This is a genomic window from Acidobacteriota bacterium, assembly GCA_022340665.1.
Taxonomy (GTDB): Bacteria; Acidobacteriota; Thermoanaerobaculia; order Thermoanaerobaculales; family Sulfomarinibacteraceae; genus Sulfomarinibacter.
The window spans coordinates 1-23,267 of sequence record JAJDNM010000042.1 but is presented as its reverse complement, the minus strand read 5'-3'; the positions used below and the strand labels follow the sequence as shown (position 1 = coordinate 23,267).

Annotated in this window: 18 protein-coding genes; 9 read left to right on the top strand and 9 right to left on the bottom strand. The window is 63.3% G+C overall.

Annotated features, from left to right (window positions below; genetic code table 11):
- Window positions 1–93 precede the first annotated feature (93 nt).
- From LJE93_05710 to LJE93_05700, 3 genes are read left to right on the top strand one after another with little or no spacing between them, the layout of a single operon-like run.
- Window positions 94–717, top strand: coding sequence for a (2Fe-2S)-binding protein (locus tag LJE93_05710; protein MCG6948394.1), 624 nt, complete (start codon window positions 94–96; stop codon window positions 715–717).
- The gene (locus LJE93_05705) at window positions 717–3,017 is read left to right on the top strand and encodes a xanthine dehydrogenase family protein molybdopterin-binding subunit (protein ID MCG6948393.1); all 2,301 of its coding nucleotides are present in this window, start codon (window positions 717–719) and stop codon (window positions 3,015–3,017) included. The genes LJE93_05710 and LJE93_05705 overlap by 1 nt, the downstream gene beginning before the upstream one ends.
- 1 nt (window position 3,018) lies before the next feature.
- Window positions 3,019–3,996, top strand: a complete 978-nt coding sequence (locus LJE93_05700; GenBank protein MCG6948392.1) for a xanthine dehydrogenase family protein subunit M — start codon at window positions 3,019–3,021, stop codon at window positions 3,994–3,996.
- A 41-nt stretch (window positions 3,997–4,037) separates the two neighbouring features.
- Here the strand turns inward: LJE93_05700 and LJE93_05695 are convergent, their stop codons facing one another.
- Both LJE93_05695 and malQ read right to left on the bottom strand, forming a co-directional pair.
- A complete protein-coding gene (locus LJE93_05695; protein MCG6948391.1) occupies window positions 4,038–6,746 on the bottom strand; it encodes a matrixin family metalloprotease in 2,709 nt (902 codons plus the stop codon).
- A 106-nt stretch (window positions 6,747–6,852) separates the two neighbouring features.
- On the bottom strand, window positions 6,853–8,379 hold the full coding sequence (gene malQ / locus LJE93_05690; protein MCG6948390.1) for a 4-alpha-glucanotransferase: 1,527 nt from the start codon (window positions 8,377–8,379) through the stop codon (window positions 6,853–6,855).
- 220 nt (window positions 8,380–8,599) lie between these two features.
- Between malQ and LJE93_05685 the strand changes: the two genes are divergently transcribed.
- A complete protein-coding gene (locus LJE93_05685; protein MCG6948389.1) occupies window positions 8,600–11,074 on the top strand; it encodes a glycogen/starch/alpha-glucan phosphorylase in 2,475 nt (824 codons plus the stop codon).
- A gap of 233 nt (window positions 11,075–11,307) precedes the next feature.
- Here the strand turns inward: LJE93_05685 and LJE93_05680 are convergent, their stop codons facing one another.
- Window positions 11,308–12,324, bottom strand: a complete 1,017-nt coding sequence (locus LJE93_05680; GenBank protein ID MCG6948388.1) for a glycosyltransferase — start codon at window positions 12,322–12,324, stop codon at window positions 11,308–11,310.
- Between the two features lie 133 nt (window positions 12,325–12,457).
- Here LJE93_05680 and LJE93_05675 point away from each other — a divergent pair, with 133 nt between their 5' ends.
- Window positions 12,458–13,666 (top strand): patatin-like phospholipase family protein, encoded by a 1,209-nt coding sequence (locus LJE93_05675; protein ID MCG6948387.1) that lies wholly within the window; start codon window positions 12,458–12,460, stop codon window positions 13,664–13,666.
- A gap of 136 nt (window positions 13,667–13,802) precedes the next feature.
- Here the strand turns inward: LJE93_05675 and LJE93_05670 are convergent, their stop codons facing one another.
- Entirely contained in the window at window positions 13,803–14,825 is a 1,023-nt protein-coding gene (locus LJE93_05670; GenBank protein MCG6948386.1) for a quinone-dependent dihydroorotate dehydrogenase, read from the bottom strand.
- A complete protein-coding gene (locus LJE93_05665; GenBank protein ID MCG6948385.1) occupies window positions 14,825–15,622 on the bottom strand; it encodes a TerC family protein in 798 nt (265 codons plus the stop codon). The genes LJE93_05670 and LJE93_05665 overlap by 1 nt, the downstream gene beginning before the upstream one ends.
- A 299-nt stretch (window positions 15,623–15,921) precedes the next feature.
- Between LJE93_05665 and LJE93_05660 the strand changes: the two genes are divergently transcribed.
- From LJE93_05660 to LJE93_05650, 3 genes are read left to right on the top strand one after another with little or no spacing between them, the layout of a single operon-like run.
- Complete coding sequence (locus LJE93_05660) at window positions 15,922–16,119, top strand: helix-turn-helix transcriptional regulator (protein MCG6948384.1); 198 nt, start codon at window positions 15,922–15,924, stop codon at window positions 16,117–16,119.
- On the top strand, window positions 16,116–16,340 hold the full coding sequence (locus tag LJE93_05655) for a hypothetical protein (GenBank protein ID MCG6948383.1): 225 nt from the start codon (window positions 16,116–16,118) through the stop codon (window positions 16,338–16,340). Before LJE93_05660 ends, LJE93_05655 begins: the two co-directional genes overlap by 4 nt.
- A gap of 45 nt (window positions 16,341–16,385) precedes the next feature.
- A complete protein-coding gene (locus tag LJE93_05650; GenBank protein ID MCG6948382.1) occupies window positions 16,386–16,565 on the top strand; it encodes a hypothetical protein in 180 nt (59 codons plus the stop codon).
- 174 nt (window positions 16,566–16,739) lie between these two features.
- Here LJE93_05650 and LJE93_05645 read toward each other — a convergent pair whose 3' ends face one another.
- From LJE93_05645 to LJE93_05630, 4 genes are all read right to left on the bottom strand, one after another.
- Entirely contained in the window at window positions 16,740–17,648 is a 909-nt protein-coding gene (locus LJE93_05645; GenBank protein ID MCG6948381.1) for an NTP transferase domain-containing protein, read from the bottom strand.
- Complete coding sequence (locus LJE93_05640) at window positions 17,645–17,890, bottom strand: hypothetical protein (protein MCG6948380.1); 246 nt, start codon at window positions 17,888–17,890, stop codon at window positions 17,645–17,647. The genes LJE93_05645 and LJE93_05640 overlap by 4 nt, the downstream gene beginning before the upstream one ends.
- 131 nt (window positions 17,891–18,021) lie before the next feature.
- Window positions 18,022–19,005 carry an ornithine cyclodeaminase gene (locus LJE93_05635; protein ID MCG6948379.1) on the bottom strand — a complete coding sequence of 328 codons (984 nt, stop codon included), beginning with the start codon at window positions 19,003–19,005 and terminating at the stop codon, window positions 18,022–18,024.
- Complete coding sequence (locus LJE93_05630; protein ID MCG6948378.1) at window positions 19,002–20,048, bottom strand: proline racemase family protein; 1,047 nt, start codon at window positions 20,046–20,048, stop codon at window positions 19,002–19,004. The genes LJE93_05635 and LJE93_05630 overlap by 4 nt, the downstream gene beginning before the upstream one ends.
- Window positions 20,049–20,272: 224 nt before the next feature.
- Here LJE93_05630 and LJE93_05625 point away from each other — a divergent pair.
- On the top strand, window positions 20,273–23,267 hold a 2,995-nt coding region (locus tag LJE93_05625), incomplete at its 3' end, for a methylmalonyl-CoA mutase family protein (GenBank protein MCG6948377.1).

Below are 23,267 nucleotides of genomic sequence, written 5' to 3'. Positions count from 1 at the left end.
CGCGAAGAATCCGTTTATACTCTCCATGTGTTTCCGTTGCAGCAATTTAGTCTCAATATGATCTGAACTTCGATCGCTTCGAGGGAGGGTTTCATGAGTCGGAAGAAGGAGCTGAAAGACCAGACCGAGAGCGGCGTCACGAGACGGGGCTTCCTCGGGTCGGTGAGCGCTGGAGCGGTGGCGGCAGCTACCGGCGTTGTGCGCCCCGCCGAAGGGGTGCCGGAGATCACTTCGCCCGATGAGATGCTGCAGGTGGCGCTGAACATCAACGGGCGGATCCACCGTCTCCTGGTAGAACCCAGGTGGACCCTGCTCTTCGTCCTCAGGGAACGGCTCGGCATCACCGGCACCAAGGCCGGCTGCGAGCGCGGCGAATGCGGCAGCTGCACGGTCCTGATCGACGGCCGGCCGCGTTACGCCTGCATGACCCTTGCGGTCGAGGCGGTGGGCTCCGAGATCACCACCGTCGAGGGACTGCTCGATGGCGAAGAGCTCGGCCCGGTGCAACAGGCATTCGTCGAGGAAGACGCTTTCCAGTGTGGTTACTGCACCCCGGGCCAGGTGATGGCGGCCGAGGGTCTGCTCCGGATCCAGCCCTCCCCTTCTCCCGATGAGATCCGGCGCGGGATGAGCGGCAACCTCTGCCGCTGCGGCGCCTATCCGCACATCGAGAACGCGGTCGCAAACGCCGCCGAAAAGAAGAAGGGAGGCCGGTGATGGACAAGGACACCGCCTATCACATCAACGGTCCGGTCCCGGAAACTCCCGGCAGCGGAGAATGGCCGGATCCCTGGAAGGAAACCAGGGTCGTCGGCACGCGGGTGGCCAAAGTCGACGCCTACGAGCGCGTCAGCGGAACCGCCGTCTACCCGCACGACGTCTCCCTGCCCGAGATGCTGCACGGCGCAATTCTCCGCTGCCCACACGCTCACGCCAAGGTGTTGAAGATCGACACCAGCAAAGCGGAGAAGATGCCTGGAGTCCAGGCGGTACTCACCGGAGACTCTCCGGGGGCAGACATGCCGTGGTACCAACGGCGCGGCGAGTTCTACGGTCGTCTCCTCGATCCCCACTGTCGGCACGAGGGCGAGGAAGTTGCGGTGATCGCAGCCGAGACGCCTTTGCAGGCCTTCGACGCTATTCGCGCAATCGAGGTGAAGTACGAGGTCCTGCCCTTCGTCGTCGATCACAAAGCTGCTCTCGATACTTCCGCACCGGAGATTCTCGAAGGTGGAAACCGCGTCGGCGAGCCGCAGGTCCGCGAGCGTGGCGACCTCGAAGCGGGGTTCGCCGAAGCCGACGTCGTGGTAGAACACGTCTTCGAGACGCCATACGAGATCCAGGCGCCGATGGAGCCGCACGGCTCGGTGGCGAGGTGGGACGGAAACCGGCTCACCATCTGGGACACTACCCAAGGTGTGTACAACGTGCAACAGACCATGGCCCAGGCCATGGGCCTGCCGCTGGCAAATGTCCGCGTGATCGGCCACTACATGGGAGGCGGATTCGGGTCAAAGCTCGAGGTCGGAAAGTACACGGTCTACGCCGCCCTGCTGGCGAAGATGACCGGCCGGCCGGTGAAGATCTTCCTGCCGCGCGAGGATTGCTTCCTGGTGACAGGCAATCGCCCGGGCAATACCATCACGGTCAAGATCGGGGCGAATAAGGACGGCACGCTGACCGCGATCGATTACAGGAGCCTCGGTTCGGGCGGGGCCTATCCTTCTGGTGCGGGCACCGGAACGCTGGCAGCCTACCTCTACAAATGCCCCAACCTCCGCACCGAGGACACAACGGTCCTCATCAACTCCGGCAGGGCTCGGCCGATGCGCGCGCCCGGCTTCCCGCAGGGCGCGTGGGCGCTCGAACAGGTGATGGACGAACTCGCGCAGAAGCTCGACATCGACCCCGTCGAACTTCGGCTCAAGAACCTCCCCGAGGTGTTCCAGTCTGAGGAAGGTATCCCCTACACCTCGAACCAGCTCGCAGAGTGCCTGCGCAAGGGAGCGGAAGAGTTCGACTGGAAGGGATCGAGAAAGAGACCCCAGCGGGGCGACCATTTGCGAACCGGCGTAGGCGTCGCAGCCTGTTTCTGGGGTTATGGCGGCGGGCCGCCGTCGACGGTGATCGTCAAGCTCTACTCCGACGGCAGCGTCAACCTCAACATGGGCGCATCGGACATCGGCACCGGCACCAAAACCTGGGCGGCGATGATCGTGGCCGAGGAACTCGGAGTGGCGGTCGAGAAGATCCAGATCGAGCACGCGGACACTGCCACCACCCAGTACGCGACTTCTTCCGGCGGCAGCAAGACGGTGCCGTCCGACTCTCCCGCGGTGCGCGCCGCAGCCTACGCTGTCAAACAGGAGCTGCTGCGAATGGCGGCCGAACAACTCGAGGTGGACGAGATCGATCTGGAGCTCGACGAATTCAAGATTACAAGCCGGACGGACCCGGAGAAAACGGTCGAGGTGACCGCGCTCGAGAAGCTGGATCGGCAGGGCGTCGCAATCGGCACCGGCTACCGCGAGCCCAACCCCGAAGGCAAGGCTACCTTCCCATTCGCCGCCCAGTTCTGCGAGGTGGAGGTTAACACCCTCACCGGCGAGGTGCGGTTGCTCCGCTTCCTCGGCGCTCACGACTCGGGCCGGGTGCTCAACCGCCTGGCCTACGACAACCAGGTCTTCGGCGGCATCGTGATGGGCGTCGGCTTCGGGATGACCGAGGACCGGGTGCTCGACCCCCAGACGGGCAAGATGGCCAACGCCAACTTCCACGACTACAAGATTCCGACAATGATGGACGTCGCGGTGGATCACGCCTGTGTGCCAATCGACATCCCTGACAACGATTTCAACACCACCGGCACCAAGGGACTCGGCGAGCCGGCAACCATCCCAACCGCGGCGGCCATTGCCAACGCGGTCGCTCACGCCATCGGCATCCGCGTGACAGACACTCCGCTCAACCCCACCCAGCTGGCACGTCTGCTGGCCGAGCAGCGGAAGGAGGCTTGAGATGCTTCCCAAGTTCAACTACGTCCGCCCCACCACCATCAACGAAGCTCTCAACGTTCTCAACGACCGCCCGGCGGTGATTCACGGCGGCGGCACCGACCTCATGGGCTGTTTCCGCGACGGAATCGTCCGTGCCGACACGATAGTCTCGCTGTCGGCGATCAAAGAGCTGGTGGGCATCCGCAAGGCTCCCGACGGTGGTCTGCGCATCGGCGCGCTGACATCGGTCGCCAATGTTGCCTCCGCCGAACCGGTCGCCTCGTCCTTCACCGCCCTGGCCGAGGCGGCCTCAGAGGTCGCCAGCCCACAGCTCCGCAACCAGGGCACCATCGGCGGCAATCTCTGTCAGAGACCGCGATGCTGGTATTATCGCGGTGATTTCCACTGCCTCCGCAAGGGTGGAGACATGTGCTACGCCTTCGAGGGCGACAACCGCTATCACTGTATTTTCGGCGGGGATCTGTGCTACATCGTCCACCCGTCGGACACCGCACCGGCCCTCGCTGCGCTCGGCGCCGTGTGCCGGATTTCCGGCCACGCCAGCAGCCGCTCGGTGGCGGTCGAGGCCTTCCATGTGCCGCCAACCGAGGATCCGCGGCGCGAGACGGTGCTCGATCCCGACGAGATCCTCACCGAGATCGTGTTGCCGGCGCCGCGGTCGGGGCTGCGATCTTCATATCGTAAGGTGCGGACGCGTGGGGCTTGGGACTTCGCCATAGCCGGTGTCGCCCTGGCCGTCGTCTTCGACGGCGACACCGTCCGCTCGGCGAGGATCTTCCTCTCCGGCGCAGCTCCGGTGCCGTGGCGGGCACAGGGCGCCGAGGAGGCGATAATCGGCACCACGCTCGACGGCGCGACCATCGAAAGAGCCGCAGCGGCGACCGTTGCCGGAGCCGAACCGATGACCCACAACGGATACAAGGTCCCGCTTTTCGAGGGCCTGATGAAGGAACAATTGGAGTCGATCAAACACCGTTAAACCGTTTGGACGTTGAACGTTGAACGTTTCAACGTGGAACGTTATTGGGGCATGACAAAAACCGGGTCTTGCGAGGTGCCGTCGATGACGGTGATGTAGGCCAGATACGGCTGGTCCGCAGAAACGACAATCGATCCCGCGGGATCGGGCTTCACGAAGTTCCTGCCGAAGAGATTCTCCACCGACCACTGCTGCAATGTCTTCGGCGGAAGCGTTTTGAAGGCGGTTGCACGCAGGGTGCCTCCCTGGTCACGAAGATCGATTGTGAACGGTACCGACTGGCCGCCGGTCACCAGGCCGACATTGGTGCGGAACCCGTCGAGCAGGCGGACCCCCGGAAGCACAGTGTCACCCGAGGTCAACGACGTGGATCGCACCGCTCTCACTCCATTGCCTGAGGAGCCTCCGCCCGGACAGGTCTCGCAGGCCGTGAAGACCCGCGACACAACAGAAACCGTCCTGGTCGATCTGACCATGAGGACGCCTTTGCCGTTGCTGATACCGAATTTCTCGAACAGCACGTCATCGATATTTCGCGTCGTGTGGGGTCCGAGCAGGATGTTTTCAGCCACCATGCCGCCACTCGAATTATCGGTTTTTTCTGGGAGGTATTCGAGTTCGACCGATGCGGTGAATCCAGTGGTGTTCCAAATCGCCACCGAGGAGCTCCAGAAGGTGCCGCCCGCACCAGAAAGGTGCGCCACCACAGGCACGATCCAGGTATAGCCGGGCGCCTTGCCGAGGAACACCGCGGAGTCTGTCGACGCATTGTCGACCAGCGAGGCGTAGACGATCCCGGGCTGGGTCAGGGTGACGCGCACGGTCATCGGAACGCCGTCTCGAGCGACCTCGCCGAAGAGTTGCTTGATCGACCATTGATTCTGCTCGCCGGCCTCGATTTTCCGCTGCACGCCTCCAGCCACCAGCCCGTCGTTGCCCCGAAATAGCTCGAAGGTCGCCCAGGTGGCCTCGTCACCCGCTGTGACCGCGACATTGGTACGGAAATCGCCGTCGTGGAAGAGACCCGGCATCGATACCACGCTGGTCGAATGCTCCACATCAGCCGGAAGCCCCGAACCGAGATTGCCGGTGGAAGCCTCTGCGTAGGCGCGGGAAACCACGACCGGCAGAGCTTTCCCGCCGTGCAGAACCTCCACCTCGAGCGGACCGCGACCATCTCCGGCGCGGAACAGGTTCTGCACCAGATCCTCGAGCAGCAAAGTCGCAAAACCGGCCAGCGAACGAGTCACCTGGAAGCTTGCCTTCGTCGGCGACTGGTAGGTGAAGCGAAGCGTCTGAGCGGTAGAGTTTCGATTGCCGATCGCCACGTCCGAGCGCCAGGCAGTCCCGCCGACGCCGTCTGAGTGAACCACGACCGGCACCGTCACCTTGGACGCCGCTGTCCCGCCTCCGCCCGGCGTGGGTGTCCGGGTCGGGGTTCTCGTAGGTGTTGGCGTGGGGATCGAACTGCCCTGGGTCGGAGTCCGAGTCGGAGTCCGCGTCGGTGTGTTGGTGGCCACGGGAGTCGTTCCGAGCGGATATGCATACTGCGCGCAGGCGATATCAGTGGAGTTGTGCGCGTTGCAGCAGTTGGCGTTCATGAGCGCACCGCCGTCACTCACGTGATCGAACCCGAGTCCGTGCCCGAGTTCGTGGGTGATCATCAGCTCGTATTCGTTCCCGGGCATACATCCGGCTCCGTTGTTGACAACCACAAACAGGGAACTCGCGGTCCACCACGAAGTGCCATCGAACGAATGAATGGAACCGAAGTAGGGTCCGCCAAAGGCCAATGTTCCGCTGCAACCATTCAAATCTGCTATGTCGTCACAGGGGTCGTTGAACACCACGATGTTGTTGCCCGGCGGCGGGTAGTCGTTGAAATCACCGTCTTCGCACGTGCCGAACAAAAAGTTCACCTTGCCGCCGTAGGAAAGGTTGATACTGGTTGGGTCCGGCTCGTTGTTCCACCGGCTGATGGCGTTGCTGACCTCGGTAAAGCCACCACCGGGCACCGAGAAATCACCGCTATCCTCCGCCCGGATTGTGAGCGGCGAACCACCGAAATCCCAACGATTCCAGCGAACACTGCGCGTGCCGTCGTTGTCCTCCATAAACGCGCACCCGGCCGGGATGGCCTTGGCTGGAAATTGGGAAGCCAGATCCTCCCGCAGCATCGGATCCCATTTCCATTCCGTCTCGCCGGTGAGGCTGCGGGTCAACCCCTCGACGAACTGATCCTCCATAACCGGACCGGGGACCAGCGCCGCCTTGCCGAAGCCACCGGCACGGTTGAGGTGCGATGCTTCATCCAGCCGCACCAGAACGCGCCCTCCATCATCGGTGGTCTCGCGCCGCAGCACGCTGTCAGCCATCAGCCGCGGTTGCCACCGGCCACGGGGGTCCCTGTCGGCAAAGAAGAGATAGACCTCGCCCTCTTCGAGCTTCGGCGCACCGGCGACGGCCCAGCCGATCCCGTCACTGAAGCCACCAGGAACGATCGACTCGATCACCTCGCCGACTGCAAGCGGTCCCTTGATGACCTTGACGACCTCCATGTCGGTTGCAGTTGCAAGGTAGCCCGGTCTCTCGACAGCACGACTCGCACCTGCCCGGGCGAGGAAAACAGCGTGGCTGTCGCGAGCCAATTCACCCGGATCCGCCGCCGGAACGATCGTCGTCGCCTCGGCATAACCGGAACTCAGGGCGAGCATCATCAACCCGGCGAGGTAGAGCGGGACTCTTCTCATATCCACCAGTATCAACATTTAAGGGTCGGGGATCAATTTCCACGCGTGAGTATCGTCACTCTCAGGTAACATTTCGCGGAAACTTTTACATTACCTTAACCGGGGGTCATTCGCGAAACGTCACATCGGCTGGCTCGGCCGGCATGCGACCATACGCCTCGACCATGTCCCAGAACCGCGCCTGAATGCCCTCACCAAGCATTCGAGGGGTGATTCGGAAGCGCCAGTTTCCTTCGCCCACCGCCGGCGTGTTCATGCGACAGTCGGCGCCGAGGCCAGCCAGATCCTGGTGAGGCACGATCGCGGTGTCGGCCACTGATCCGAGTGCGAGCCTGATCAGATCCCAGTGGATCTCCCGGCCGGAGCTCGAAGCATATCTTCGTACGAGGTCTTTTTCTTCCTCCGATGCGTCCTCCAGGTACCAGCCGACCGACGTATTGTTGTCGTGGGTGCCGGTGTAGACGACCGAGTTGCGCTCGAGGGCGTACGGGATGAAGGTCGACCTCGGCTCGGGCGAGAATGCGAAATGGAGAATCGCCATCCCGGGTATGCCCAGCTCCTCCTTGAGCGCCACGACGTCGGGAGTGATCTCTCCGAGGTCCTCGGCCACCAGCGGCAGGGCGCCGAGCGCGGTACGAACGGCTTCGAAAAACGGTCGTCCGGGCCCCGGACGCCAATTCCCTTCGACCGCAGTCTCCGCCCTCGCCGACACCTCCCAGTAGGCCGCAAAGCCCCGGAAGTGATCGAGACGTACCAGATCGGCCATCTCGAGCATGTGACGAAGGCGCGAGATCCACCACGAATACCCGTCGGCTGCCATGTAGTCCCAGTCGTAGAGCGGGTTACCCCAGAGCTGCCCGGTCTCCGAGAAATAGTCGGGAGGGACGCCCGCCACAACCGTCGGATTTCGGTCTTCGTCGAGCAGGAAGATCTCGGGATGGGCCCACACCTCGGCCGAATCACGGGCTACGAAGATCGGCACGTCGCCGAAAATCCCGACGCCCAGCTCGCGCGCCCAGTCCCGTAGAGCAGTCCACTGGCGGAAGAAGAAAAACTGGCAGAACTCGACGAAATCGACCTCCTGCTGGTGCTCCTGCATCCAGCTCACGAGAGCATCCGAGTCACGCCTCGCGAGGGGACGTGGCCACTCGTACCACGGCATTCCATCGTGGCTGTCGCGAATCGCCCGGAAGAGCGTGTAATCCGCGAGCCACGCCCGGTGTTGCTCGCGAAACCCGGCGAGCTGCCGCATCAGCTTGGGAGGCGATTCGTCACGAAAACGCAGGTAGGCCCTGCGGAGAAGCCCGATCTTGTATCGCCGGACCTCTTCGTAGTCGACCCATTCGGCGGGTAGGTCCGGCACCTCGGTGACTCCGTCCTCGCTCAGGACCCCGTCCTCGACGAGAAGGTCCGGACTGATGAGGAGCTCGTTCCCGGCAAATGTGGAAATCGCCGAATACGGCGAATCTCCGGGCCCTGGAGGGTGAAGGGGCAGGACCTGCCACCAGGTCGCACCGGCGCCTGCAAGCCACTCGACATACGCGGCTGCGGTCGGCCCGAAATCCCCGATACCGAAACGGGACGGCAGAGAGGTCGGATGGAGGATGACTCCGGCGGTTCTGTTGGTTTTCATTGGGGCAATGTTAACGCACCACATATTTCGAATTTCGGATTTCGGATTTCGAATTTTTCCTCTCTGTCCGATCGTCGGTCCGGATGGAAGTGTAAATGAGATCAGATGTTCTGGGTTTGAATTGCTGTTGTCCGGGTGGGTGGGCGGGAAATTCCAATTTCGAAATTCGAAATTCGAAATGCGACCTCTGTGCTAAATTTCCACGTCTTGAAGGAGGCTCATGCTCCCGGAAGTCAAAATCAAGCAGCCGACGGCCGAAGAGTTCAAGGACCGGTTTCTCCACTATCTCCGCTACACCTGTGGTCTCGAGCTGCGTCACGGGCGCCCCGCCGACCACCTGATGGCACTCGGGCGTGCAGTGCGCGAGTCGATCATCGACCGTGAGATCCTCACCCGTCGAACATATGACGAAGCGAAACCAAAGGTCGTCCACTATCTCTCGATGGAGTACCTGGTCGGTCGGCTGATGCTCAACAATTTGATCGCCATCGGGCTCCTCGACACGGCTCGCGAAGCGATGCAGATGCTCGGACTCAACCTCGACACCATCATCGAGGAGGAAACCGATCCGGGCCTCGGCAACGGAGGACTCGGGCGCCTCGCGGCATGCTTTCTCGACTCGCTGGCGACCCTCGATTATCCGGCCTTCGGGTATGGCCTGCGCTACGACTACGGGATGTTCCGCCAGAATTTCGAGAACGGCTGGCAGGTCGAGCAGGCGGACACCTGGCTCGACGAGGGGTACCCGTGGGAGGTGGCGCGTCACGACCGAACGGTGCCGGTCCGCTTTGGCGGTCGGATCGAGTGGGTCCATCGCGAAGGCGGGAGCCCCCGACCCACCTGGACTGGGTGGCGCGAGGCCTACGGTGTTCCGTTCGATGTCCTGGTCGCCGGCTACGGAACCAACACTGCGGGTGTGTTGAGACTGTGGGACGCGCGCGCGGCGTCGGAGTTCGACTTCCACATCTTCTCTCGCGGTGGCTACCTTCGAGCCGTGGCAGAGCGGGAACGCGTCGAGGCGGTCACCCGGGTTCTTTATCCGGCCGACGATATCGAGGCCGGACGCAGCCTCCGTTTGGCCCAGGAGTACTTTCTGGTGGCGTGCTCGGTGTACGACGCGATGGACCGCTTCCGCCACCGTCATGGCGAGCTCTGGGAGATGCTCCCGGACAAGGTTTCATTCCAGCTCAACGACACACACCCCGCTCTGACGGTCGCCGAGCTGATGCGCTATCTGCTCGACGACGCAGGCCTCAGCTGGGCTCCTGCCTGGGAGCTCACCAGAGCAACCTGCTCGTACACCAACCACACGCTGTTGCCAGAGGCCCTGGAGACCTGGCCAGTTTCGCTCATGGAACCTCTCATTCCCCGTCACCTGCAGATCATCTACGAGATCAACCGGCGCTTCATGGAGTCAGTCAAGGGCATCTACGTCGACAAACCCGACTCGATGCGCCGAATGTCGATCCTGAACGAGGGCAGCGACAAGAAGTTGAGCATGGCCAACCTTGCCATCATTGGCAGCCACAGAGTCAACGGAGTTGCCAAGCTCCACACCGAACTGCTGCGGACGAGGGTGGTCAAGGACTTCGCAGACCTCTGGCCGGAGAAGTTCCTGCCGATCACCAACGGCGTGACGCCTCGGCGCTGGCTGCTCGCATGCAACCCGCGGCTTGCGACAGCGATCAGCGAACACATCGGCAGCGAATGGCCTCGTGATCTCGACCGTTTGCGGGACCTCGGCCACCACGCGGACAGCCACGACTTCCAGGATCAATTCCTGGCCATCAAGCACACCAACAAGCTGGACCTGGCCTCGACGATCCGCAACCTCTGCAACGTCAGGCTCGATCCGAGCTCGATGTACGACGTCCAAATCAAGCGACTACACGAGTACAAGCGGCAGCTTCTCAACATCATGCACGTCATCCACCTCCACCGGCAGATCAAGGCGGATCCGACACGCGATATGCAGCCCCGGAGCTTCGTCTTCGGCGCCAAAGCGCCACCCTCCTATTACATGGCCAAGCTCATCATCCGCCTGATCAACGGCGTCGCCGAGGTGGTCAACAACGACCGCGAGGTGGACGGGCGAATCCGCGTCGCTTTCGTGCCGGACTACCGGGTCACGCTGGCCGAGAAGATCATCCCCGCCGCGGACCTTTCGGAGCAGATCTCGACAGCCGGGATGGAGGCCTCGGGCACCGGCAACATGAAGCTCGCCCTGAACGGCGCCCTCACCGTGGGCACTCTCGATGGCGCCAACATCGAGATCAAGGAGCGGGTCGGAGACGACAATATCTTCATCTTCGGTCTCACCGCCGAGGAGGTGGAAACCCGCCTCGCGACCGGAGCCCATCGTCCGTGGAAGATCTACGAGTCGGATCCGGATCTGGCCGCCGTCATCGACGATCTGCGAGACGGAGTGTATGCAGGCTCGGATGCACAACCTCTGCGAGAGATCTGGTCGTCGCTGATGGAGCACGGCGACCGCTACATGGTGCTGGCGGATTTCCGGTCCTACGTCGAGGCCCAGGAGAAAGCCGCGGAGCTCTACCAGAATCCGCGCGCTTGGGCGGCGGCGGCGATTCGCAACGTCGCGGCAATGGGCTACTTTTCATCCGACCGCGCCATCCACGAGTACGCGGAAAAGGTGTGGAACCTCCGCGCGGTCGAGGTCAAGGAACCGGGCTGAGGCGTCGGATACATTCTCGGGCGGGGGCAAACCCCGCCGCTACGACCCGATAGTCCGCCGAAACACTCGTAAGGGAGCGGTTTGCGCTCGCCCGTCCACTCTGTTCTCGTACCCATCCCCAACCGGGTGGGCGGGAATGGCTGACCCGGAATTGACACAGATCCTTCGACTCGTCCGCTATGCGGCCTCGCTCGGGATGGCGTTCCGGCTGGGCTGCCGAGGCCAGCCCGCCGTCACGCCACGCACCAGAAGTCGGTGCCTTCGCGCATTCCGATGCCTTCGAGCTGCCGACGGATCAGGTCCCTGGCGCCGCGCGAGCCGACGGCTGCGAGCACTGTCATCTTCGGTCCGACCGTCGCTCGGAGCTCGTCAGCCTCGATGATCGGCTTGTCGCGCAAGGTGCTGCCGATCTTCTTGGGATCGATGTCGACGAACGCCTCCACCGGCGCGCCACCCCGCAAGAGGTGCTTGGAGATGCGCCTCCCGGTCTGGCCGGCCCCCCAGATAATCACGCGCTCTCTATCAGCCAGTGGTCCTTCGAGCAGGTACTTCGCCTTGCAGCGGAGAAAGTTCTCCACCGAGTACCGGCCGTCCACCCGCGTCAACCGCTCCGCGTGCTCGCGCCAGAAAAAGAGGTACGCCTCGACCTTCGAGAAACACACGCCCGCCCCGAAGAGGCGAAGCCACAGGTCGTAATCTTCGGCCCAACCCTCGTCGTGATACCCGCCGACGTCCTCGTAGCACTCGCGCCTCACAACAGCTGACGGATGCGGGATCGGCGATTCGACGAACCGCTCACGATGGATCGATTCCGGTATCAACAGCGAGTTGAGCCACTCTTCGTATTGACGGTAGCCTTCCGCCACGTTGTGCCAGGGGAAATGTCGCACGAGGCATGACATCACGCCCACCCACGGCATGTCCTCGAGGTCTTGAACCTGCAGCTCCAAGCGCCGCGGATGGCAGATATCGTCGGCATCCATCCGCGCGATGTATGGTGCCTTGCACAGCTCGAGCCCCGTGTTGAGGGCCTCCACCAGGCCGGATCGTTCCCGATGTACGACGTTGACCCGGGGGTCTCGCTGCTCCCACCGATCCAGCACCTCGGCGGAGCCATCGCTTGAACCGTCGTCGACGGCCACTACCTCGTAATCCTCGAGCGTCTGGCGCTCCAGGCTGCTGATGCAGTCCTCCAGATACTCGCCCGGATCGCAAACAGGGAGAAGGACGGAGACGATCGGCTCGGACATATCCATAAAAGCATATCGCACCGAAGGCGAGACGGCGTACCTGCATTCTTGCCACATCCCGCGAAAGCCGCATCTGCCGCCCCTCCTTCCCTGGCTTTGAGGTGTCACGAAATTCCGGTATCGTAGCCCTGAAGTGCTGAACACCAGTTCGTCGAGCGTTACGAAACCGGTCTTCGCGGCCATGGTGCTCCTGCTCATGGCGGGGTGTTCGAGCGTCCATCGCAAACCGGTTCCGATCGACAAAATGGACAGTGCCACCATTCCCGGGATGCCGGGCATCAGAGACTGGAGCGACCGGCCGAGCCGTCATTTCCAGGAAGACCTCGTCCAGGCGGTGCGTGATGGTTGGGCGACCGAGGCATCGGTGACGGGTGACCATCCCGTGAATGTGCTCGTCCTTTCCGGAGGTGGATCCAACGGCGCGTTCGGAGCCGGCTTCCTCAACGGATGGTCGGAAAGCGGCACGCGACCTGTCTTCAAGCTGGTGACGGGAATCTCGACCGGCGCCCTGACGGCGCCCTACGCCTTTCTCGGCCCCGACTACGACGACGAGCTCGAGACGGTTTTCACCAACGTCACCAACAAGGATATCTACACGATCCGAAACCCTCTCGTAGTCTTCAAGAAGGACTCGTTGGCCACCACCAAACCGCTGGCCCGCAAGATCGAGGAAGTCGTCACTGCGGAACTGCTGGCTGCCATCGCCGAGGAACACAGCAAAGGACGACGCCTTTTCGTCGCCACCACGAATCTCGACACCCAACGGCTGGTCGTCTGGAACATGGGGGCGATCGCTGCGAGCGGCCACCCGGGTTCCCTCGAACTGTTCCGCAGCGTCCTTCTCGCATCATCCTCGATACCGGTCGCCTTCCCTCCGGTCTACTTCGAGGTCGAGGTCGACGGGGAGCGGTACGACGAGATGCACGTCGACGGCGGGGTCATGGCCGAGCTTTTTCTCTGGGGGGCGATGGTCGACATCGCTGAAGCCACCCGACAGCTCCAGGTCGACCAGACCAAACGCCCGGAGGTATCGATCTACGTCATTCGCAACGGTCAGATCGACGCCTCGATCGAGCAGGTCAGGCCCAACCTGGTCAACATCGCCACGCGATCGATGATCACCCTCCTGAAATCGGTCGCCACGGCTGATCTGTTGCGGATCTGGGCGCTCTCCGAGCGCCACGGAATCGACTTCAATTACGTTGGCATCCCGCATACCCATTCCGAGGCGACGGTCAGCGCGTTCAATCCGGCCGAGATGAGGCGGCTGTTCGATCTCGGCCGCGAACTCGCTCTCGCGCCGGGGTCCTGGAGAAGCGATCCGCCACCCTGGGTGCAGTGACGAGCGTTGAGTTTTGAGTTTTGAGTTTTGAGTTACTGACGCCCTTCGGGCATCGTGACTCGCCCTCCACCTTATTTCGGGCGGGTGGGGGAAAACTCAACACTCAAAACTCAGAACTCAAAACTTGCCCTGGAATTCAGAGCTCCTTCAGAATTCTCTTGACCAGACCCGGTCCTTCATAGACCAGGCCTGTGTAGAGCTGGACCAGGGTCGCGCCGGCTTCGAGCTTGGCACGCGCATCCCCGGGACCCATGATGCCGCCGACGCCCACGATCGGGATCTCTCCGCCGGTGTGTTCGGCGATGCGGGCGATGATACGGGTGCTCATCTCGGTCAGGGCGGAGCCCGACAGCCCGCCCTCCTCTTTGGCGAGGGCGTGATCGACGCCTTCACGGCTGATGGTCGTGTTGGTGGCGATAATCCCGTCGAGGCCCGACCCGGCGATCACATCGACCGCCGTTGTGAGTTGTTCGTCGTCGAGGTCGGGCGCCAGCTTGACAAGGACAGGCACCCGCCGGCCGATCGCGTCGGCCGTCCGGTCGCGACGTGACGCCACCCTGCCGAGCAGAGTCCCCAGAAACGACGCCTCCTGCAGCTTGCGCAGGCCGGGCGTGTTCGGTGAAGAGATGTTGACCGCGAGGTAGTCCGCGAGCGGGGCGAACACCTCGACCAACCTCCCGTAGTCGTCGGCCGCATCCTCGAGTGCGGTTGCCTTCTGCTTGCCGATATTGACGCCGATCACAGCCCCGCCCTGCCTCCTGCCGCGGAGCTGCGCAGCCACGTAGTCGGCACCCCGCCCGGGGAAGCCCATCCGGTTGATGATCGATCGCTCCTCGATCAGGCGAAACACGCGCGGCTCCGGGTTACCCGGCTGCGGTGCGGGCGTCACCGTGCCGACCTCGATGTGACCGAAACCGAGGCAGGCCAGGCCGCGCCAGCCGTCGCCGTCTTTGTCGTATCCGGCGGCCAGGCCGACCCGGTTGGGGAATCGAATTCCGAACGCTTCGACCGGCTCTGCCGTTTTCACCGAGTAGATCGAGGTAATTGTTTCGCGCAGCCCTGGCGCTCTGCCGATTTTGGCGATTGCCGCCAACGACAGCGAGTGCGCGACCTCGGGATCGAGGTGGAAAAGCAGCGAGCGGAAGAACGGATAAACCATCAGTCGTCGTCGATCATACGCATTTTCGCCGGCAGCGGCGACGGGCGGCGGGGGGCGATCCTATGGCGTAGGCGTACCGGCTTCGCCTCCCAGCTTCGGCCGCGCATCCGAAGATTGAGCATCTCGACAAAGACCGAAAAGCCCATCGCGAAGTAGATGTGCGGTTTGGGAATATGTTGACCGAGCCCCTCCGCGACCAGCGACATGCCGATCAGAAGCAGAAATGAAAGCGCCAGGATCTTGATCGTCGGATGGTCCTCGACGAAATCGGAGATCGGGCCTGCGGCGATCATCATGACCAGAACGGCGATCACCACTGCTGCCACCATCACCGCCACGTGCTCAGCCATGCCGATCGCGGTGATCACCGAGTCGAGAGAGAAGACGATGTCGAGGGCCATGATTTGGGCGATGGTGCCGGCAAAAGACGCGCTCGAGCTCCGCGCGTGTTCCTCCTCCTCACCCTCGAGGTTGTGGTGGATCTCGAAAGTGGCCTTGCCGAGCAGGAATATGCCCCCACCAACCAGTACCGCATCGCGCGCCGTGAACGGGTGGCCGAAGACCGGGAAGAGCTCCACGGTCAGTCGGGCAACCCACGCCAGCGACAGCAGCAGGCCAATGCGCATGACCATTGCGCCCGCCAGGCCGACGGTGCGCGCCCTCGCCCGCTGTTCCTTTGGCAGCCTTCCCGAGAGGATCGAGATGAAGATGATGTTGTCGATACCGAGGACGATTTCGAGGGCCGTCAAGGTCGCCAGCGCGACCCAAGCCTCGGGACTGGTCATCCAATCGAGCATGATTCCCCCGTAAAGCGTCAGTGGAGAAAGCTTACAGCAAGTCGGCGACCACACCATCCTGGATGCTGGATGCTGGATGCTGGATGCTAGATGTTGGATGTTGGATGCTGGACGGCGGATGGTCGATGCAATTCCCAGACGCCGATGCATGCCTGGGAGGGGTGGACGGAGCCAGTATCGAGCATCCAGGATCCAGCATCTGATTCGCCCGGCATCATTCCAAATGTAAAGCGGACTTGACAAACAGAATTTCACGCCCTACAATGTCAATGGAAAGCGAGCTTGACATGAGCGAGAAGATCACAAATCGGGTCAAGGAGCTCCGCGGAGAGCTGGGCTGGACCCAGCAGCAGCTCGCGGAAGCGGTCGGCGTTTCGCGTCAGAGCATCAACTCCATCGAACGCGATCGCTACGTGCCGAGCTTGCCCCTGGCCCTCAAGTTCGCCCGTGTCTTCGACCGACCGACCGAAGAAATCTTCCATCTGGAGGAAAAATGACCTTCATCCCGATTCCCTTTGGCAAACCCGACGAACGTTTCATGATCCATCGGCTCAAGTCGACCAGCCTCGCAGGTGTCATCGGCGCAGTCCTTGCCGTTGGGCTATTCGCCTACCACTACTACGGCAACGGCATTTGGCGCTGGGACCTCTTTGCTGTCGCCGCCACCATGGCGGCGGTCAAGCTGGCTGCGATGGCCTGGTATCGGATCAAGGATTGAGAGGACACCATGCTGTTGAGAAAACGACTTCACGATTCGCAGGCGATGACCTCCTTCGGAATGATGTGCCTCGCCGTCGGCATCGTTATGCAGCGCTTCATCCACCCGCCGACCGACTTCTGGCAGGGCTTCGTCTCCGGTTTCTCGGGCACCCTCATCGGCGTGTCGATCGTGTTCAACCTCCGCGGCCTGACCCTGTGGAGGAAGGAACAAGGGCGGGAATGAATTTTGAATTTTGAGTTTTCAGTTTTGGGTTACTGACGCCCTTCGGGCGTCGTGACTCCCCGCCATCGGCGAGTGGCCGTAAAGCCTCCCAACCCTCCTCACCGGCTCAGCTCCCGCTGAGCCTGCGATCCCCACGGCTACGGCCACAAATCGCCGCTGTCGGTGAGTTCCGACCTATTCCCACAACCTCTCGGGATACACGCCTCTGTCGACCAGATCCGCGAGCACCGCCTCGGTGATCTCGCGGTCCTCCGGCGAGGTCATGCCGCACCAGCGCTCGTCAGCAGGCAGGACCGCAACCCGAGCATTCCCGGTGCCCAAGGCGAAGGCCACCGCTTTCGGTAGGTAGTACTCGTCCTTCACCGACGGTTTGTCGTCGAGAAACGCGGCGAATCCCTTCTCGAGGTGGCGGAGGAGTTCGTTGGTGAAACCCCAGAGGTTCATCGAAACCAGGGACTCCAGAGGTTGACGGTGCAACTTCCCCGCCGCATCAGCCCACACCGCCTCGCCTCTATCACGCCTGATCGCAGGTATCTCTTCGAGACCGACCAGATATCCCTCGACGTCCTGTACGCAGAGCGCCCGCGACACCTCTCCGGTTGGCGGCAGGGTGTCGCCCAGGCGGTAGCCCACCATCGCCCAGCGGGCGAGACCATCGGGAGACGGCGTGCCGAGGTAGTCGTCGAGGGCGGCAATTGCCTTTCGGCCGTAGAGATCATCGGCGTTGGCAACGATGAAGTCATCGTCTTCGAGCAGGGGTGCGGCGGCGAGGAGCGCCTGGCCCGTTCCCCACGGCTTGCTTCGGCCCGGTGTGACCACGAATCCTTCCGGCAGCGCGTGCAATTTCTGTTGCACGAAGGTCAGGTCCACCTTGCGGCCTGCACCCTCCTCGAGGTGCTTGCGGACCGCTTCCTCGTTCTTCCTCTGCACCACCACCACGACCCGATCGACGCCGGTCTGCAAAGCGTCGTAGATGGTGTAGTCCATCAGCGACGCACCACCGGGCCCGACCTGTTCCAGCTGCTTGAGCCCGCCGTATCGCGAGCCTATGCCCGCCGCAAGAATCACCAGCGTCGGCTTCACTGTCGGATCTCCACCTCGGACACGCCGAGCCACGTTACCAGAGTCTCGGACGCGGTCACCTGATCAGCGTACTCCAGCGATCGACTGAAGATGACATGATTTTCGTTTCGCTTCCAGAACTGCACCTGGTCTTGCCCTCCGACTGAAATCGCCGGCGCCAACCACGGGTCAGCGTCGCCATATACATTAACGTATCCGTCTCGGTTCTCAGCCAACCATCGATCGCGGGTCGATCGCTTCAACGATCAGCTCCACGATCTCGAGGATCAAAACCGCCGAACCGGGAGGCTACCGAGCATCCCCTCGAGCGATTGCCAGCTCGGACCAACCCCGACGACAGGGGCCAAGGCCAATACCATTGGCAGGTGCGGCTTCACAGCGCCACCTCCGTGCCAAGCTCCAGGCGGCCGGCCTCTTCGAGCACCAGGCCGGCAACCGCCAGATCCTGAACTGCGTTGCCGACCGACTTGAAGATGGTGATCTCCGAATCATCGGTGCGCCCCGCGCGCGAGCCCGACAACACCTCACCGATTTCGGCCGGGGACGCCGCCGGGTCGATGTGTCCCTCCCCCATCGCCATCACCAGGTCTCCGGCCTCGGCCAGGCATGCCTCGCGAGAGTCGACGAAAACGGTCGATCGGCCCATTGTCTCGCCCGGGATTTCGCGCATATCCGGTTTGTAGGCGCCAATCGCGTTGACGTGCGTACCACTCGCAATATCCGCGTCGCTCACCACCGGGCGACCGCTCCAGGTGGAAGTGCATACGACGTCTGCTGCAAAGACCGCGGCCACGTTGTCCAACACCCGCACCGTCCGTCCGAGTCGACGCCGCATTTCAGTGGCAAAGGCCTCCGCCCGATTGCGGTCGCTATCGAAGACCAGCGCTTCGCGGATGGTCCGCACACAGCACACAGCTTCGAGCTGGCGTATCCCCTGGACGCCGGCACCGATCACCGCCGCCACAGCCGCATCCTTCCGCGCCAGCGCCTCGGTCGCGACCCCGGAGGCGGCACCGGTCCGCACTGCGGTCAGGTGCTCACCGTCCATCACTGCCAGCGGCATGCCCGTCTCGGCGTCGAAAACCACGACCAGAGCCTGGATCGTCGGCAGGTTGCGCTCGACGTTTTCCGGGACGACCGTCACCACTTTGAGGCCCAGGCGCTTGTCCCGCAACAGGTGAACCGGCATGAAGAGGGCGGCGCCCCCATCGGCCAGAGCCAGCGGCGTCCGCAACGGTACATCCGCATCGCCGCCGGAGAGATCGATGAACGCCTGGCGCACTGCCGTGATCGCCGCCGGCATCGACAGAGCCTTGTCGACATCCTCAGCCGAAATGAACCGCAAACTGTGACTCATCGCAGGATGAATCCGTTACGCAGCGGATCGTCCGGATCGATCAGGAACTCGTGCCGTCCGGTGATCGAGGCCGAACCCTCGACTTCCGGAATCACGGCTGGAAAGGGGCCGAACTTCGTGTCCTCGAGCACCCGCACCGCGAACCGGCTGCCGATGATGCCCTCGATAACCATGGTCTGGCCGACCTCCAGCTCGCCCCTGGCCCGGTGGATCGCAGCGCGCGCCGATACCCCGGTGCCGGTCGGCGAGCGGTCGACCTCGCCTTCGGCGAAGACACAGACATTGCGGGAATCCGCACCGTCCGACATGGGCACACCGGTGAAAATCGTGCCGTAGAGGAAGCTCAGGTCCTTCTCGAAGGGATGGGTGATGCCACCTTCGGCCATCAACGCCCGTTTGATGGCCATGCCCTTGTTGATCAGCTGCTGGAAGGATTCGGGGCCGAGTGTTACGCCGACCTCCGCCGCGTCGACGAAGACGTAGAACGCGCCGCCGAACGCCACGTCACCGCGTACCGAGCCGAGGCCGGGAACCTGCACCTCGCGGTTGGGGTGCAGCACGAATGAGGGGACGTTGGTGAAGGCGACGCTGGTCACGCGGCCGGCGTCGACCCGTGCCCTGGCGGTGATCAACCCGGCCGGAGTGTCGACGCGGAGGGTGGTCTCGGGTTCCTTGGCCGGGAGGATCCCGGCCTCGAGGACGACGGTGGCGATGGCGATGATGCCGTGGCCGCACATCGTCGAGTAGCCCTCGTTATGGAGGAAGAGGATGCCGAAGTCGGCGTTCTCGGTCTGCGGCGGTACCAGCACACAGCCGTACATGTCGGCGTGGCCACGCGGCTCCCACATCAACGCGGTACGCAGAGCGTCGTGGTGCTCGAGGGCCGATCGCCGGCGCTCCAGCAGAGTGGATCCATCGAGCTCCGGGTAGCCGGAGAGGACCACCCGGAAGGGCTCACCGCCCGTGTGGGCGTCGATCGTCCGAATCCGGTGAACTCCCTCGCGAGGCTGCCATTCGAGCGCTCCTTTGAGATCGACTGTCATCGCGTCTCCTTCGGGGGGGTATTGTAGCGATACCGACATGGTCGACTGGCCTTGTGGTGCGGGCGGGCGGATCGAGTATCGGAGGACCGGGCGGAAAATCCGAAATCCCAAATCCGAAACGGCCGGGTTCGAGGCATTCCCAATTCCGAACTACGAATTCCGAATTCCGAATTCAGCACCCTCCTCCCTGCTATCATCGTCCCGAATCCGTCGCTGGAGGGCACATGCCTTCATCTGACCGTTATCAGCCTGAAAACAAGGTGCGTTTCGTGACCGCAGCCTCGCTCTTTGATGGCCACGACGCCGCCATCAACATCATGCGCCGCATCCTGCAGGCGCACGGGGCGGAGGTCATCCATCTCGGCCACAACCGCTCGGTCAAGGAGATCGTCGACGCGGCGATTCAGGAGGACGCCCAGGGCATCGCGGTCTCCTCCTACCAGGGCGGCCACATCGAGTTCTTCAAGTACATGATCGATCTGCTGAAGGAGCGCGGCGCGGAGCACATCAAGATCTACGGCGGCGGCGGCGGTGTGATCGTCCCGCGCGAGATCAAAGAGCTCGAGGACTACGGCGTCGCCAAGATCTTCTCCCCCGACGATGGCCGCGAAATGGGACTCGACGGCATGATCGACTACATGATCGAGAGTGCAGACTTCGACCCCGCCCAGCTGGACTCCAATGGCCCGCTCGGCGCCGGCACCGACAACTGGCTGGCCGTCTCCCGCGCCATCACCCGCATCGAGGAGGGCCTGCCGGTCGAGACCGACGCGCCCAAGACTCCCGCCCCGGTCCTCGGCATCACCGGCACCGGCGGCGCAGGCAAGTCCTCCCTCACCGACGAGCTGGTCCTGCGTTTCCTCGCAGACCACCCGGACCGCACCATCGCCATCCTTTCCATCGACCCCACCAAGCGCAAGACCGGCGGCGCTCTGCTCGGCGACCGCATCCGCCTGAACTCGCTCGGCTCGGACCGCGTCTTCATGCGCTCGCTGGCCACCCGTCAAGCCCACCGTGCCCTCACCCGGCACATCGACCAGTCGATTTCCGTCTGCCAGGCCGCGGGCTTCGACCTCATCATCGTCGAGTCCTCCGGCATCGGCCAGGCCGACTCCGAGATCGTCGACATCTCCGACGTCTCGCTGTACGTCATGACCCCCGAGTACGGCGCGGCGATGCAGCTCGAGAAGATCGACATGCTCGACTACGCCGACTTCGTGGCGATCAACAAGTTTGACCGGCCGAAGGCGCTCGACGCCCTGCGCGACGTGCGCAAGCAGTACCGCCGCACCCACGAGCTTTTCGACGGCCCGCCCGACGAGGAGCTGCCGGTCTACGCCACCATCGCCTCGCAGTTCCACGACTTCGGCTGCAACGCCCTCTACCAGGGGCTGGTCGTCCGCTTCGCCGAAGATTTCGGCGACTCCTGGAGCCTCGAGGGCACCTCGGCCGTGCCCGCCGGCGAGCCCCAACGCCACCCGGTGATCCCCGGTGAGAGATCCGGCTACCTGCGCGAGATCGCGCGCACCGTACGCGACTACAAGGCGTGGGCCGAGGGCCAGATCCAGCTGGCGGCGAAGCTCTACCAGCTGGTCGGCGCGCGCGCCATCCTCGGCAAGCGCGAGGGCGGCGGCGGCATCGAGGACTTGTGGAGGCTCTTCGAAGAGATCATGGCCGGCGATGCCGGCGCCGAGTCGCCGCTGGCTGACCTCGACGCCGAGATCCGTCGCACCGCCGCCGACCTCGAGGACGACTCGCGCAAGCTGATCGCGGCTTGGCCCGAGATTCGCGAGGACTATGCGGGCCGCGAGTTCACCTACACGGTTCGCGGGCGGGAAATCAGCGTGCCGCTGACCGCCACCTCGCTCGCAGGCACCGAGGTACCCAAGGTGCAGCTGCCGCTGCGCATCACCTGGCCGGGCATCCTGCGATATCTCTTTCTGGAAAACGTCCCCGGCGCCTTCCCATACACGGCCGGGGTCTTTCCCCTCAAGCGCACCGCCGAGCTGCCGACCCGGATGTTTGCCGGCGAGGGCGGACCCGAACGCACCAACATGCGCTTCCACCTGCTGTCCGACGAGCAGCCCGCCAAGCGCCTGTCGACCGCCTTCGACTCGGTCACCCTCTACGGCTCGGACCCCGACACCCGGCCCGACATCTACGGCAAGGTCGGCGAGGCCGGCGTCTCCATCTGCACGGTGGAAGATGCGGAGCGTTTGTACGCCGGCTTCGACCTCTGCAACCCGGCGACCTCGGTTTCGATGACCATCAACGGTCCTGCGCCGATGATCCTTGCGATGTTCTTCAACGCTGCCGCCCGTCAGCAAGCGCGTCAGCGATTGATCGAGTCCGGCCGCCTCGAGGCCGAGCCGGAGCAGGCCTTCCAGCCGGTAGTCGACGGCAAGGACTGGGAGGCGCTGGAGCCGTTGCTTCGCGACGGCGAGTGGGACGAGATCCTCGACGCCACCATGAAGACCATCCGCGGCACCGTCCAGGCCGACATCCTCAAGGAGGACCAGGCCCAGAACACCTGCATCTTCTCCACCGAGTTCGCGCTCAGGATGATGGCCGACATCCAGCAGTTCTTCTGCGACCACGACGTCCGCAACTTCTACTCGGTGTCGATCTCCGGCTATCACATCGCCGAGGCCGGGGCCAACCCCATCACCCAGCTCGCCTTCACCCTGTCCAACGGCTTCACCTACGTCGAGACCTACCTCGCCCGTGGCATGCACATCGACGACTTCGCGCACAACCTGAGCTTTTTCTTCTCTAACGGTATGGACCCCGAGTACACCGTCATCGGTCGGGTGGCGCGGCGCATCTGGTCGATCGCAATTCGCAACCGCTACGGCGGCAACGAGCGCTCGCAGAAGCTCAAGTACCACATCCAGACCTCGGGCCGCTCGCTGCACGCGCAGGAGATCTCCTTCAACGATATCCGCACCACCCTGCAGGGCCTGCTCGCCATGGCCGACAACTGCAACTCGCTGCACACCAACGCCTACGACGAGGCCATCACCACCCCCACCCCGGAGTCCGTCCGCCGCGCGATGGCCATCCAGCTGATCAACGCGCTGGAGTTCGGCCTGCTCAAGAACGAGAACCCCCTCCAGGGCTCGCACATCGTCGAGTGGCTGACCGACACCGTCGAGGAGGCCGTGCTCGAGGAGTTCGAACGCCTGTCGGAGCGGGGCGACGTGCTCGGCGCGATGGAGG